A 13,534-nucleotide genomic window follows, 5' to 3' on the forward strand; every position below is an offset into this window, starting at 1 on the left:
GATGTGCTTGCAAATTGTATTTGGTGAGCAAATTGTATATGTAAAAAGTAAAGGCTTTTAATGAAAACTATTGTTGTTACTGGTGGAGCAGGGTTTATTGGTAGTGCGTTGATACGCTTTTTAATCAAGGAGACACCGCATAAAGTAATTAATTTAGATAAACTCACTTATGCAGGTAACTTACAATCATTAAAAAGCATTGATAGCTCAGAGCGTTATACTTTTGTACAGGGCGATATTTGCGATCGGGAAAAACTGGATAAATTATTTATAACGTACCAGCCAGATATTATCATGCACTTAGCGGCGGAGTCTCATGTTGATCGCTCAATTGATGGCCCTGGTGATTTTATTCAGACTAACATTGTTGGCACATATACTTTGCTTGAAGCAACGCGTGCATATTGGGTTTCTTTAAACGAAACTAAAAAACACGCATTTAGGTTTCATCATGTTTCGACCGATGAAGTGTACGGCGATTTACCACATCCAGCAGATATGAAGACTGAAGAGGGAAGTGAGAAGGGTGAAAACGCTTCACAAAATTTACCTTTGTTTACTGAGGAGTCTGCGTATGCGCCTAGTAGCCCGTATTCAGCGAGTAAAGCAAGTTCAGATCATTTAGTAAGAGCATGGCAGCGTACTTATGGCTTACCTGTTGTTATTACTAATTGCTCAAATAACTATGGGCCGTTCCACTTCCCTGAAAAACTTATTCCATTAGTTATTTTAAATGCATTAGAAGGTAAAGACTTACCTATTTATGGCGATGGTTCACAAATTAGAGATTGGCTCTATGTAGAGGATCATGCAAGAGCCCTGTTTGCTGTGGCCAGTGCTGGCGAAGTAGGTCAAACATACAACATTGGTGGGCATAACGAAAAGTCTAATCTTGACGTTGTAAGTACTATTTGTACAGAGCTAGATAAACTCATTGAAAGCAAACCTCACAATTTGGCATCATTTAAAGCGTTAATAACGTTTGTAAAAGATAGACCAGGTCATGACAGGCGTTACGCAATAGATGCATCAAAAATAGATAGCCGCCTTAACTGGCAGCCACAAGAAACCTTTGAGTCTGGTATTCGAAAAACAATTATGTGGTATTTAGACAACCTTGACTGGTGCAAGCAAGTACAAGCAGGAACTTATCAGCGAGAGCGTTTAGGAGAAAATACATGAAAGGAATTATCTTAGCTGGCGGGAGTGGTTCAAGGCTCCACCCGATTACGCTTGGCGTGTCTAAGCAGATTTTACCTATTTACGATAAACCGATGATTTATTATCCACTGTCGGTATTAATGCTTGCTGGCATTAAAGATATTTTGATCATTACAACCCCGCAAGACCAAGCTCAATTTCAAGCTCTACTCGGTGATGGTAGTAATTTTGGTATAAATCTAACGTATGCAATTCAAGAAAAACCTGAAGGGTTAGCTCAAGCATTCATAATTGGTGAGGACTTTATTGGCCAAGACTCAGTATGTTTGATTTTAGGTGATAACATTTTTTATGGCGCTAATTTTTCACCTAAACTAAAAGCGATGGCAAAAATTGAGCAAGGGGCTTGTGTTTTTGCTTATCAGGTTAACGATCCTGAGCGTTTTGGTGTGGTTGAAGTTGACGAGAATTTTAATGGTATTTCTATAGAAGAAAAACCAGAGAAACCTAAGTCTAATTATGCTGTTACAGGACTCTATTTTTATGATAATTCAGTAATACAAAAAGCGAAGCAAGTTGAACCTTCAGCTCGTGGAGAATTAGAAATTACTGCAATTAACCAAGCTTATTTAGAAGATAAAAACTTAAAAGTCGAAGTACTAGGGCGTGGGTTTGCGTGGCTCGACACAGGCACTCACGATAGCTTAATGGAGGCGTCGTTGTTTGTTCAAACGGTTGAAAAACGACAAGGCTTTAAAATCGCCTGCCTACAAGAAATAGCTTATACACAAGGTTGGTTAACAAAAGATGCACTTGTGGCGCAAGGACATGCACTTAACAAAACGGGTTATGGTCAGTACCTTTTAAAGCTGGCGGCAGGAACACACTAATGGCTCAAAATTTAAATCAGTTTTCGACACAAAACTCAGAAAATACAAACGCACTTGATCTTATTGAGCTGTGGCTAATTTTATGGAATAAAAAATGGCTGATTATTGCACTTTCTTTTTTATGCTGTGCGAGCGTGTTAGCATTTTCCTTAACGTTACCAAATATGTATAAATCGTCGGTACTACTTTCTCCTCAAAAACAGCAAGAAGGCGGTGGATTGTCTGCTTTAGCCGGAGAATTTGGCGGCTTAGCGAGTGTGGCGGGCATTAATTTAGGTGGGTCTAGTGATGAAACGGGGGTTTACTTAGAAGTTATTAAGTCGAAAGATTTTTTATATGAATTTATCGAAAATAATAATGTAAAAGTAAATTTATTTGCTGCCAAAAAGTGGGACAAAGATAGCGAAACGCTGGAGCTTGACGACAGTGTTTATAAAAATGGTCAGTGGTTAGTAGATGAAAAAACACAGGAAACATTTGAACCCACTCTTTATGAGGCATACGAGCGTTTTTTGAAAAGCCTGACCATAGAACAAGATAAAGTAACAGGGTTGGTAGAAATTTCGTTTGAGCACATCGACCCTCGCGTTTCTAAAATGTATGTAGAAAATATAGTTACATTAATTAATAAATCGGTGAGAGAGCGAGAAATCGCAGAAAATAAAGAAAGTATTAAATACTTGAATGAAGAGCTAACCAATACAAATATTGCTGAAATGCAAAATGTTTTTTACACCATTATTGAAGAACAAACCAAAGCGATGCTATTGGCTAAAGTGAGAAAAGAATTTGCTTTTAAAGTAATAGAAAGTCCAATTATAGAAGAGCAAAAATCATCGCCCAATAGAGCGGTTATTTGTATTTTAGGTGCTGCTTTTTCGGTGTTTTTTATATGTATTATGGTTTTGTTAGTTCATTTTATTCGTGATAATAAAGCTACAAATGCACGCGCTTAACTTATGCATTTTTGGCCAGCTACAGTGAATACGAGTAATAGTATAAATACAGTTAATAGCAATAATAGTAATGACGCTAAGTTGTATATATCTGGCTGCCTATTACTTTTAAGCTGGCTGCTTTTACCATTTGTTTTTTGGTTACTAGGGTTGTTTTTATATGCATTTGCAGTAAAGAAAACGCGCTTAGATAGTTTGCTAGTTGCTGCAGTGTCTGTTTCACTGAGCATACTTATTGCGTCTAGATACATTGGCTATTTGTGGAACGGTTCCGATGATATGCCATCGTATTTAATGGCGTACGATCGCTATGATGAACTCTCAAGTATGCTCAGTGTATCGTTACTTTACGCTAAACATGGTGATGCTTTATTTGGACTTTATAGCTGGGCTGTAGCGTGGTTAACCGATAACGATATTTTTACATATTATTTTTTATCCGTATTAATCACTTATGGATTAATCTGGAAATTTTGTAAATTAGTTGATGGGCCAAGTCCGCTATTATGTTTTTTACTGATTATTCTATTTTATAAGTTTTTTCAGTTTCAATGGCATTTGATCCGCACATGTATGGCAGTTCCTATTTTACTTATGGGAATATGGTATGCGCAAAAAAATAAAAAGTATGGCAGCCTTATCTTTATTTTAGGAGGGCTTGTTCATTTTTCTACATTTGTTTTATTACTTCCTTTGCTGATTTTTAGTAAGCATTTAACTCGCCGTTGGAGTGCGTCACAACTTATTGTCATGTTTTTAGGGTTTGTATTGGCGGCTCTAGCGGGGGTTGTTGCTATTAAAATACTCGGCTCAGTTGTTAATAATTATATGGTGAATAAAATTCTGACGCGATTAGTGTTTGAGCCTAACTTTTCAAAGCTCCCTTCGTTGTTGTTTTTTATTGTTGTGAACCTTATTGCACTACCCGGTTATTTAAAAACCAATAATGTGGCTTATTTAAGGTTGTTTAACATGATGAGTTACTTAACCTTACTCAGCTCAGTGGCACTGTTTTTTATAGGTGAGGAGTTGCATCGTATTTTTCTACCTTTGTACTTACTTTACGCACCTATGCTACTTTTTGCTTTGCAATATATACAACCTAAGTCGATCACTGGCGCCTTTTTATTTTTACTGATGGGCTTTCATATAGCTGCATTTTCTTATGTGGTATTAATAAATGAGAGTAAATTCTTTTATAAAGGCGATAAACACAGTCACCCACTAGAAAGGCGTGGCTTTGATTATCTTGTGATGTTTAAGCGTTATTGGAACACTGAAGTTATTTATTACGATGGATACCGTAATAAATAGTTGTACACCTTTATTTAGGTTAAATATGAATAAATTAGTTACAGTTATAATACCTACCTTTAAGCGCGCAGAGGCTTTGTCGAAAGCAATTGAAAGCGTTAAGAATCAAACTTATTCATGTTTGGAAATCATTATTATCGATGATAATGATCCCTCAAGTGAAGACAGACGGTTAACAGCTGATGTTATGGCTGGATACGCCAATGATGAGCGTATTCATTATCTACGCCATGATAAAAATAGCGGTGCTTGTCAAGCTAGGAATACTGGCTTAGAGGCTGCCAAAGGTGAGTATGTTGCTTTTTTAGACGATGATGATTTATGGATCGACACCAAGCTAGCAACTCAAGTGGCAGCTTTGAGCTCAAGTGATGCAAAAATTTGTTATTCAGATATGTTTTTAGAATATCAAGGCTGGAAGCGGTATTTTAAATGTGTAAGCGATGATGATTTTTATTTGTCTTTGCTAAAGCAAGGGTTTGGTATTTGTACTTCCGTTTTACTTATATCAACAACGGCTATCCGATCAATTAATGGCTTTGATAGCAGCTTACCTAGCATGCAAGACTATGATTTATTACTTCGACTAGCAAAAAAATACAAAGCAATACATATTGCGCAGCCTTTGATCACCTATCAGTTAGCGGATGATGGTATATCGTGTAACCCAATTTCAAAAGCGAATGGGCATAGGGCGGTTATTGCTAAATATGAGGCTGAGTATATAAGTTTAGGCTTAAAGAAAGGCCTTGCGCGTCAATATGAAAGCCTTGCTGATTTTGAGCTAAGAAGTGGTAATCGTACTACTGCGATAACACATTATTTTAAAGCCCTAAAAATGTCACCGCTATCGATGCGCGTATTTGCGAAACTGGTACTTGGCAGTATTTTAGGTAAAAAGCCACTTGAGTACTATTTATTGAAACGTCAGCAGCGTTCTTCAGTCAGTATGGCTACTTCGGATTATTAAGGGGCGTTTGATGCGTGGCATGTATATTAATTGCGATAAAGAACGACTACCGTCGTCACTTTATTTGACTAAAAACAATAGTCGTATTTTCGATTTTCCACAAGCGTGTAGAGTCAGTGGTTGCATTGTGTATGACGAGGAAAATTGGTCGCAATTACCGTATGAGCAAATAGAGCATAATATTTTTATTATGTCAGGCTGGTTTATTTATAAAGAGCAGCTAAACCCATTAACTCTTTTAGCTAACGATATAGTGGCACAAGGAATTGACGCTTTAAATAATGTTTTGACTGGTGTGTTTACGCTTTTTTGGCAAAATGAGCACGAAGAGTTTGTTTTTACCGATCCGCTTGGTTTATCAACGCACTTTATCGACAAGCTATCGACTCAGTTACGTGTTGCTCCTAGCGTTAAAGTGTTAAAAAATGATTCGCATCATCTCAACCATGACATGCAATGTATTTTAAATAAGAAAAACCACTTGTTTGGTAATTACACTCTTTTTGATGGCTTACAGAGGCTAACACCAGGGAGTTGTGTTGGAGTGATGAATGAGCGCTCTTATTTTGTATTTCATGAAGCTAAGCCTTTAGATTCGTTAGCTGACGCTGTTAAAAAGTTAACTTCACTTTGGCAAGAGCACTCTAAAATATTACCTATCAGTAGCGGCCTTGATTCTAGGTATTTATTGGCAAATGGCACTTATAAATATGGCTTTACTTATGGACCAGATAACTCACCAGAGAGAGAAATAGCTGCCAGCTTTAGTGAGGATTTTAAAACGTATTTAGCTTTTGATTATAGTGAGCAACCATTACATGAACAAGAGCAGGCTATTTTAGATGAAATGGCTTTTGGCACACTCAACCCTATTCCAAGGTTATTAACTAATTATAGTTTTGTAGCGCAACACTTTGAACAAGCAAAAATATTTTTTGATGGTTATTTAGGTGATTTATTTCAGCGTGGCACTTATATAAATTTTAAAGGCAAAAGAGGTGAAGTTTTAAAGTTATTTCCGTTTATTTATAGTGTGATTAATTTTAAGGCAAAAACTTTAATGCGTTTAAGGTACAAAGAGTTAACCGATAAAGAATTTACTATTTTGTGGCAAGACTTTGTTCAACGTACAGATAGCCTAGCGTTAACGGATTACCAAAAAGTGACTTATTATGAGTTTTTATATGGGCGAGGTGGCAGATATACTATTTTTGGCAGTAATATTTTAGCTGCGCAATTTTTTACTGTTGTTTCACCTTTTTCTGCAAGGGGGATCTTTGATTCTTTTATACAGCAAGATTACGCTAAAGCGGTTCGCTACCGAGCGCTTAAAAAAATATGGAGCAAAGTGGCTGTAAAGTATAAAAAAATCAAAGTTGAATCAGGATATACTCCACTTTCAAACCCCGTAACAATTCCATCTATACAATTGATTTATAGGCTAATGTTTCATTTTATTCCATCACGTGCAAACTACGGTGTAAAAAGTAAGCGCATGGAAAATAATAAAAAATGAAAAAAGCAATACGTATATTACTGCTCTCTAATATGGGGCCAAGCAAAAATAAACCTAATTCAGGTCGATTTATAATGAATCAGTATACTAGCTTAAAAAAGTATACTGATTTAGATATGAATTACTTTTATCTAGACCAAGAAGAGAAGTCTGGTTTATTACGCTTATTTCGTTATCCTTTTTTTTACTTTCGCTTTTTGTTTAAGTATATTTTTTCGATGAAGAAATTAGACATCATTCATGTTCATTTTTTTTTCCCTAATGTTTTATTAGCTATCACTTATAAAATGCTAAGAAATTGGAAGGTTAAAATTATAGTAACTTTTCATGGCAGTGATATTTATAGTTATTATCCTCCCAGTAGAGTATATAAAAAGTGTATTGATTTTGTTGATGAGTCAATTTTTGTAAGTGATAAATTAAAAGAACGATTTTTTAAACAAGTACCTTGTACGGTACAAAGCGCTGGCGTAAATGATATTTTTTATCAAAAACATGAAAAATGTACTTTTAAAGACAAGCAGTTTGATGTTGTGTTCGTTGGGCAGCTTGATAAAAATAAAGGAATAGAAAGGCTAAAAGAGATTTTACTAACATTTCCTTGTAAAATACGAGTTGCAATTGTTGGCGCTGGAAATAGTGAATTTATAGAGCAGGTTAAAAATAATCAAGATGTGAGTATTTCATATTTCAGTAGCTGCACTCCACAGCAACTGGTTACAATTTATAACTCAAGCTCAATATTAATAAACTTGTCATATAATGAGTCGTTTGGTTTAGTGATGAGTGAGGCGATGGCATGTGGTGCCTTAGTTGTTGCCACTCGAACCGACGGAGCTTGTACGCAAGTAGTAGATGGAAAAAACGGTTTTTTAATACCAAATCAAGACGACAGTGTTTGTTCAAGTGCTATTAATGCAATACAGCATATATTAAGCATGCAAGATGATCAGTATACAAAGATGAGCGATAGTGCAATTAGTTCGGTACAAAAATATCGTTTATCAGTAGTTACAGAGCAAATATTTAATATGTACGCCAAGTTACAAGCGAAAAACGTTAATGATAAATAAAGTAAATGTAGGCGGTATTGATGTTGCTGCTTATCAATCTATAGATGAACTTATAAATTCATCTATATTGACAATCGAAGGTGTGCAACCTGGCGTGGGTATCGCAATTAATCCTGAAAAAATAATGGCGGCAAAAAAAGATCCTCTCCTGATGAGTATTTTACAAAGCGCGACACTTCGTTATCCAGACGGAGTCGGTGTATCGTATGTTATGTCTAGGCGTTTGAATTCTAAAGTAGCACGGATCCCAGGTTGCGAATTGTGGGAGCGACTAATGGTTCGCTCTATTGAGCAACAAACGCCAGTTTTCTTACTAGGTGCTACGCAAAGCACGGTTTCACAAACCAGCGAAAAACTAATAGCGTTAGGTGTAAATGTTGTTGGTTGCAAGGATGGTTATTTTACTAAAGAGCAGCAACAATCAGTGATTGATGAAATTGTTGACTCAGGTGCTAAAATAGTCAGTGTCGCATTAGGTTCACCACGCCAAGAGTTGTTTATTTTTGAATGTTTAAAATATGCCCCTAATACTTTTTTTATGGGTGTAGGCGGTACATATGACGTTTTCACAAATAAAGTTAAACGTGCGCCTCACTTTTTTAGAGCCTTAAACTTAGAATGGCTATTTAGATTATTGTCACAGCCTTCGCGCTTACTGCGCCAAGGCAATCTGGTTAAATATGTTTATTACTATTTAACAAAAAAAGTGTAAGGTTGATTAATAAAGCGCTGAATTTTGTTATTTCTACATATTTAATTGATTTAATGTACATAATTTTTAAGTGCGAGATGTTATGCCCATTATATTAAATGAATGAGTGTGGCACATAGTCCATACGGTGATGACTTATCGAGCATACGTATTATTAATAGCCTACTGAATAAATAGCCTAAGGGAATAAAGATGAAAATAGCTGTAGTTGGCACTGGGTATGTGGGCCTTTCTAATGCGATGCTTTTATCTCAAAATAATCAAGTGGTAGCGCTTGATATAGATGAGAAAAAAATAGCGTTATTAAATAACCAGCAATCTCCGATAATTGATGAGCAAATTGAGATTTATTTAAAGCGCACCGATTTAGATTTTACAGCGACGACTGATAAGTATCTTGCTTATACAAATACAGATTACGTAATAATTTCAACACCTACAGACTATGATGCAGAGACTAATTATTTTAATACTAGCTCAGTAGAGGCTGTAATTACTGATGTGCTTTCTATAAATCCAGGTGCTGTAATGGTTATTAAATCAACGGTTCCTGTTGGATTTACGGAGTCTGTAAAAGAAAAATTTAACTGTGATAATATTATTTTTTCGCCTGAATTTTTACGAGAAGGCAATGCGCTTCACGATAATTTGTATCCGTCTCGTATTGTGGTAGGTGAGCAAAGTGAGCGCGCTAAAGTATTTGCTAAACTACTAGAGCAAGGTGCTATTAAGCAAAATATAGACATTTTATTTACTGGTTCAACCGAAGCTGAGGCGGTTAAGCTTTTTTCAAATACCTATTTGGCTATGCGGGTCGCCTATTTTAATGAGTTAGATAGCTATGCAGAGTCTCATGGTTTGGATAGTAAGCAAATAATTCAAGGTGTAGGATTAGATCCTCGAATTGGCACACATTATAATAACCCCTCATTTGGCTACGGCGGGTATTGCCTTCCGAAAGATACTAAACAACTTCGTGCTAATTATGAAGATGTACCCAATAATATTATTGGTGCAATTGTTGATGCAAATACAACACGTAAAGATTTTATTGCCAACTCCATAATTAAACGTAACCCTCGCGTTGTGGGTATATACCGACTAGTGATGAAAACGGGCTCAGATAATTTTAGAGCTTCAGCTATTCAAGGTATTATGAAGCGTATAAAAGCAAAGGGAATTGAAGTTGTAGTGTATGAACCAACACTCAATGAAAATGAATTTTACCATTCTCGTGTGATTAAAGATTTAAACGAGTTTAAAAAAATATCCGATGTGGTTGTTGCAAACCGAATGGTTGAGGCGCTCAGTGATATTGTTGATAAAGTTTACACCCGAGATTTATTTGGTAGCGATTAATTTATACCTCGCTTTTTAAGGATCTATGCCATATTACAGGAGCAATAAATAAAGTGCTCCTGTAAGTCGTATCAAACTCAATCCTTAAATCACTCAGCGCTTTTGGCCTCGTAACCTGCTTTTAAACTCTCATTTAACCCCATTCAGCTTAGATCTATCTCACAACTGGTAACTTAATTTAATTGCTTATTTATTTTAAATCAAAGGACTACCTATGAAAGCTGTCATCCCCGTTGCAGGCCTTGGCACGCGAATGTTGCCAATGACTAAAGCGATTCCAAAAGAGATGTTGCCAATTGTTGATAAACCGCTTATCCAATACATAGTAAATGAATGTGTTGCTGCAGGGGTAAAAGAGATTGTGCTAGTAACGCATAGCTCAAAAAATGCTATTGAGAACCACTTTGATACGAGTTTCGAGCTTGAAGCAACACTCGAAAAGCGCGTTAAGCGCGTACTACTCGATGAAGTTCGCTCTATTTGTCCGCCGGATGTAACCATTATGAGTGTGCGACAAGGCGAAGCTAAAGGGTTAGGGCATGCTATTTTATGTGCTAAGCCAATTGTAGGTAATGATGACTTTGTTGTACTTTTACCCGATGTCATTCTTGATGCTTATACGGCAGATCAAAAAACCGAAAACTTGGCCGCTATGATCAAGCGATTTAGCGAAACTAAGGCGAGTCAGATAATGCTGGAGCCAGTCGCGAGCGATGAGGTTAGTAAATACGGCATTGCAGATATTAACGGTGTACAGCTTAGCCCAGGTGAAAGCGCTGCTATTATGGCAATGGTTGAAAAGCCAAGGGTTGAGCTCGCTCCTTCAAACTTAGCGGTGGTTGGGCGTTATGTGCTTAGCAAAAACATTTGGCCACTGTTAGCTAAAACACCGATTGGCGCTGGTGATGAAATACAACTGACTGACGCGATTGACTCACTCATGGCACAAGAAACCGTAGAGGCATTTCATATGAGCGGGCGTTCACATGATTGTGGAGACAAACTTGGTTATTTAAAAGCGATAGTTGAGTACAGCATGCGTGATGATAAGTTAGGTGAGGAGTTTTCTCAATTTTTATATAATACCAAACTGCATAAATCTTTGATCAATTTAACGAATTAAATTGCACTATAACGTCGTTAAAAATCTTTTATTTAGAACAACTAGATACAAAAATTTTTGCCTAGTTCTAGCGTAATTTTCTTAACGGTAAATAGACCCCATATATAAGCAGGTTGGTATAACGAAGTAAAATAAGCTTACAACACACTACTTTTGTTTTGTTTATTTTTCAGTTACAGACAAATGTCATTAAGTTGTCATAAATAGTTAATATTCTATGCGCGCATTCACTATAGGAATTTAGATTTATGCGCGTTTCATCCTTTACTCGGCTATTAGCAATATTGCTGGCTTCAGCAAGCGTTTTATTAGGTTCTACACTGTTTTGGGCGAGCCAAACATTACTTAAACTAGAGCAACAAGATACGGCCTACAGCCAGCTTAAAAATACTATTTTGGTCGATTTAGCTGGGCAGTTAGGTAACTACTTAGACCAAGGTGATAGTCAATATTTAAATTCCGCATCAAATTCAATTGAGTTAATAAAAACCAATCAGTTATCTATACTCCCCAATGACCTAAGCATTAAGCTTGAGCAGCAGCTAACTACACTCAACGATGATATAAACGGTAAGTATCGAGCGCTTGGCAAGCTCTCAGGCAACGAAACGGCCTTACTCGATAATGCATTGAGGCAAATGACGGGCTCTGCGTCAGCGCTTATCAGTTACGCTACAAAAGCATCACCGCAAAATAGTGATGCACTCAATTACTATACACTGGCCAGTGATTACCATAGCGAAGCTGTTAATTTATCTTTGTTTACTTATCAATTAATCCTTCAGTATGATGAAAGTACTTATCAAAGTTTGCAGCAAAGTGTTAATAATTTAAATCAAGTTGCCAAGTCTATCGATCAACTACCTAACTTAGGTGTAATGAGTGATGTTGATGAGGATGCTTTATTTGTTGACGAAGAGGCCGAAGATTTAGCCGACGAAATAAAGTCAGAACTGCTGAGTTGGCCCAGTCGTTATCCGCGTGATTTATCAAGTACTCTAAAACAAACGCAGCAACGCGAAAGTGGTTCTAATAATCTGCGTGCACAAATTAGTACACTTTCAAGCACGGTTATAAATGCAGAGCAATTGTTAAAAGTAGAGCAGGGCACTTTAAAACAGCGTGTTTTTTGGGTGTTTTGTGTTGCTATAGGCACACTTGTTATATTGGCTGCAGGTGTTTATTTTGTGCAACGAAATCAAGTGCTCACACCATTGAGGCAGTTGCGTGATGGCTTTGCTTTTTTAATTGAGAGCAATGAACTTAAAAATATTGAATGCAAAAATGAAAAAACGGAAGTGGGCGAAATAGCGCAATATTTTAACCTATTAATTGATCGTCAGCGAAATGAAGCACAAGATCGTGCAAAAATGCTCGAAGTCGTTAACGATTTTATGCAGCAGATGAGTAACCATCTGCAAACGATCAGCCAGCAAACCTCATTAAGTCATGGGCAAGTTGAGCAAAACCAAAATTTGCTAAGCGATATTCAACATATAGGTGAGCAGGTTAATCATATTAACTCCCAAGTTGCTGATAACGCAAAAAGTACCTTTTCAGCAATGGAGCAAAGCTTAGGGTTTTCTCAAAATATGCTCAATGCCAGCTCTGAGACTCAAGAGCGTGTAGAGCATGGCATGCAAAGTATTCAAGAGTTATTAAATGGTGTTGATGGTGTAGGAAAAATAATTGAAATTATTCGAAATATTGCGGATCAAACTAACTTATTAGCACTAAATGCAGCGATAGAGTCAGCAAGAGCTGGCGAGCATGGCCGTGGTTTTGCCGTAGTAGCTGATGAGGTGAGGCAATTAGCGCGTCAAACTCAAGGATCGCTAAGTGACATAAACGATCAGCTCAATTTGTTGACTGAAAACTCTCGGGTTGTCTCTGCACAAATATCGGCCTTAGCCGAAGGGGCTCAATCACAAACACAAAATGCTCAAGAGCTAAAGCTAAACTCTGAAGGGGTGGCCGATAATGCGCAAAGTGCAAATAGTGTTGCTTTTGAGGCTATGGCATTGGCTAAGCAGCAAAATAGTTTATTGGATAATTTTAGCCAATCAATGGAGAGTATGAAAGGCCAAGTAAGCGAGTCAAGTTTACTCGTTAACGATATTCAAAACCAACTGCAGCAACAAATGCAAACGATTAAAGGCAGCCTCAAATTTTAATTATGGAGACTATCTTTTGAGGTTAAATTTACGGCCGTGTATGTTGTTTTTAGGCAAAGCCTGTATGCTAGGCGTGTTGACCTTTCGTGATTGATTTTGCAGCAGGTTGTTTGGTTTTTAGGCAAAGTAGAGACCATGTAGTGTGGTTATTCCCCATACATAAGCGATAACGCAGCATAAATGTCAAACATGCGCTGCGCCTAGATAGAACAAATTTTAATCCACAAAGGTCAATAGACCCTGGTTACTCCTATCCCAAGTGTATTAAATTGGTGATTTATTTTAC

At 36.9% G+C, this 13,534-nt stretch carries 11 protein-coding genes; all 11 read left to right on the forward strand.

What is annotated here, in order from left to right:
- Window positions 1–60 precede the first annotated feature (60 nt).
- The 11 genes from rfbB to PALI_RS14060 all read left to right on the forward strand — a co-directional run bounded on the left by rfbB (window position 61) and on the right by PALI_RS14060 (window position 13,248).
- Window positions 61–1,182 (forward strand): dTDP-glucose 4,6-dehydratase, encoded by a 1,122-nt coding sequence (rfbB, locus tag PALI_RS14010; protein WP_193156219.1) that lies wholly within the window; start codon window positions 61–63, stop codon window positions 1,180–1,182.
- Window positions 1,179–2,051 carry a glucose-1-phosphate thymidylyltransferase RfbA gene (gene rfbA, locus PALI_RS14015; protein ID WP_193156220.1) on the forward strand — a complete coding sequence of 291 codons (873 nt, stop codon included), beginning with the start codon at window positions 1,179–1,181 and terminating at the stop codon, window positions 2,049–2,051. The genes rfbB and rfbA overlap by 4 nt, the downstream gene beginning before the upstream one ends.
- Window positions 2,051–3,007, forward strand: coding sequence for a Wzz/FepE/Etk N-terminal domain-containing protein (locus PALI_RS14020; RefSeq protein ID WP_193156221.1), 957 nt, complete (start codon window positions 2,051–2,053; stop codon window positions 3,005–3,007). Before rfbA ends, PALI_RS14020 begins: the two co-directional genes overlap by 1 nt.
- 3 nt (window positions 3,008–3,010) lie before the next feature.
- Window positions 3,011–4,321, forward strand: coding sequence for an EpsG family protein (locus tag PALI_RS14025; protein WP_193156222.1), 1,311 nt, complete (start codon window positions 3,011–3,013; stop codon window positions 4,319–4,321).
- Window positions 4,322–4,346: 25 nt separating this feature from the next.
- Complete coding sequence (locus PALI_RS14030) at window positions 4,347–5,291, forward strand: glycosyltransferase family 2 protein (RefSeq protein ID WP_193156223.1); 945 nt, start codon at window positions 4,347–4,349, stop codon at window positions 5,289–5,291.
- A gap of 10 nt (window positions 5,292–5,301) precedes the next feature.
- A complete protein-coding gene (locus tag PALI_RS14035; protein ID WP_193156224.1) occupies window positions 5,302–6,807 on the forward strand; it encodes a hypothetical protein in 1,506 nt (501 codons plus the stop codon).
- Window positions 6,804–7,880 carry a glycosyltransferase family 4 protein gene (locus PALI_RS14040; protein ID WP_193156225.1) on the forward strand — a complete coding sequence of 359 codons (1,077 nt, stop codon included), beginning with the start codon at window positions 6,804–6,806 and terminating at the stop codon, window positions 7,878–7,880. Before PALI_RS14035 ends, PALI_RS14040 begins: the two co-directional genes overlap by 4 nt.
- Window positions 7,870–8,592, forward strand: coding sequence for a WecB/TagA/CpsF family glycosyltransferase (locus PALI_RS14045; RefSeq protein WP_193156226.1), 723 nt, complete (start codon window positions 7,870–7,872; stop codon window positions 8,590–8,592). The genes PALI_RS14040 and PALI_RS14045 overlap by 11 nt, the downstream gene beginning before the upstream one ends.
- A 192-nt stretch (window positions 8,593–8,784) precedes the next feature.
- The gene (locus PALI_RS14050) at window positions 8,785–9,951 is read left to right on the forward strand and encodes a nucleotide sugar dehydrogenase (RefSeq protein WP_193156227.1); all 1,167 of its coding nucleotides are present in this window, start codon (window positions 8,785–8,787) and stop codon (window positions 9,949–9,951) included.
- A gap of 214 nt (window positions 9,952–10,165) precedes the next feature.
- Window positions 10,166–11,074: a UTP--glucose-1-phosphate uridylyltransferase GalU gene (galU, locus tag PALI_RS14055; RefSeq protein ID WP_193156228.1), complete on the forward strand. Its 909-nt coding sequence runs from the start codon at window positions 10,166–10,168 to the stop codon at window positions 11,072–11,074.
- 248 nt (window positions 11,075–11,322) lie between these two features.
- The gene (locus PALI_RS14060; RefSeq protein WP_193156229.1) at window positions 11,323–13,248 is read left to right on the forward strand and encodes a methyl-accepting chemotaxis protein; all 1,926 of its coding nucleotides are present in this window, start codon (window positions 11,323–11,325) and stop codon (window positions 13,246–13,248) included.
- The last annotated feature ends 286 nt before the right edge of the window (window positions 13,249–13,534 follow it).

It is taken from the genome of Pseudoalteromonas aliena SW19, assembly GCF_014905615.1.
GTDB classification, from domain to species: Bacteria; Pseudomonadota; Gammaproteobacteria; order Enterobacterales; family Alteromonadaceae; genus Pseudoalteromonas; species Pseudoalteromonas aliena.

Coding starts and splice junctions, on each gene's coding strand:
- PALI_RS14045 (WP_193156226.1), top strand. CDS start 7,870: ATGATAAATAAAGTAAATGTAGGCGGTATTGATGTTGCTGCTTATCAA.
- PALI_RS14050 (WP_193156227.1), top strand. CDS start 8,785: ATGAAAATAGCTGTAGTTGGCACTGGGTATGTGGGCCTTTCTAATGCG.
- PALI_RS14035 (WP_193156224.1), top strand. CDS start 5,302: ATGCGTGGCATGTATATTAATTGCGATAAAGAACGACTACCGTCGTCA.
- PALI_RS14040 (WP_193156225.1), top strand. CDS start 6,804: ATGAAAAAAGCAATACGTATATTACTGCTCTCTAATATGGGGCCAAGC.
- galU (WP_193156228.1), top strand. CDS start 10,166: ATGAAAGCTGTCATCCCCGTTGCAGGCCTTGGCACGCGAATGTTGCCA.
- PALI_RS14020 (WP_193156221.1), top strand. CDS start 2,051: ATGGCTCAAAATTTAAATCAGTTTTCGACACAAAACTCAGAAAATACA.
- PALI_RS14030 (WP_193156223.1), top strand. CDS start 4,347: ATGAATAAATTAGTTACAGTTATAATACCTACCTTTAAGCGCGCAGAG.
- PALI_RS14060 (WP_193156229.1), top strand. CDS start 11,323: ATGCGCGTTTCATCCTTTACTCGGCTATTAGCAATATTGCTGGCTTCA.
- rfbA (WP_193156220.1), top strand. CDS start 1,179: ATGAAAGGAATTATCTTAGCTGGCGGGAGTGGTTCAAGGCTCCACCCG.
- rfbB (WP_193156219.1), top strand. CDS start 61: ATGAAAACTATTGTTGTTACTGGTGGAGCAGGGTTTATTGGTAGTGCG.
- PALI_RS14025 (WP_193156222.1), top strand. CDS start 3,011: ATGCATTTTTGGCCAGCTACAGTGAATACGAGTAATAGTATAAATACA.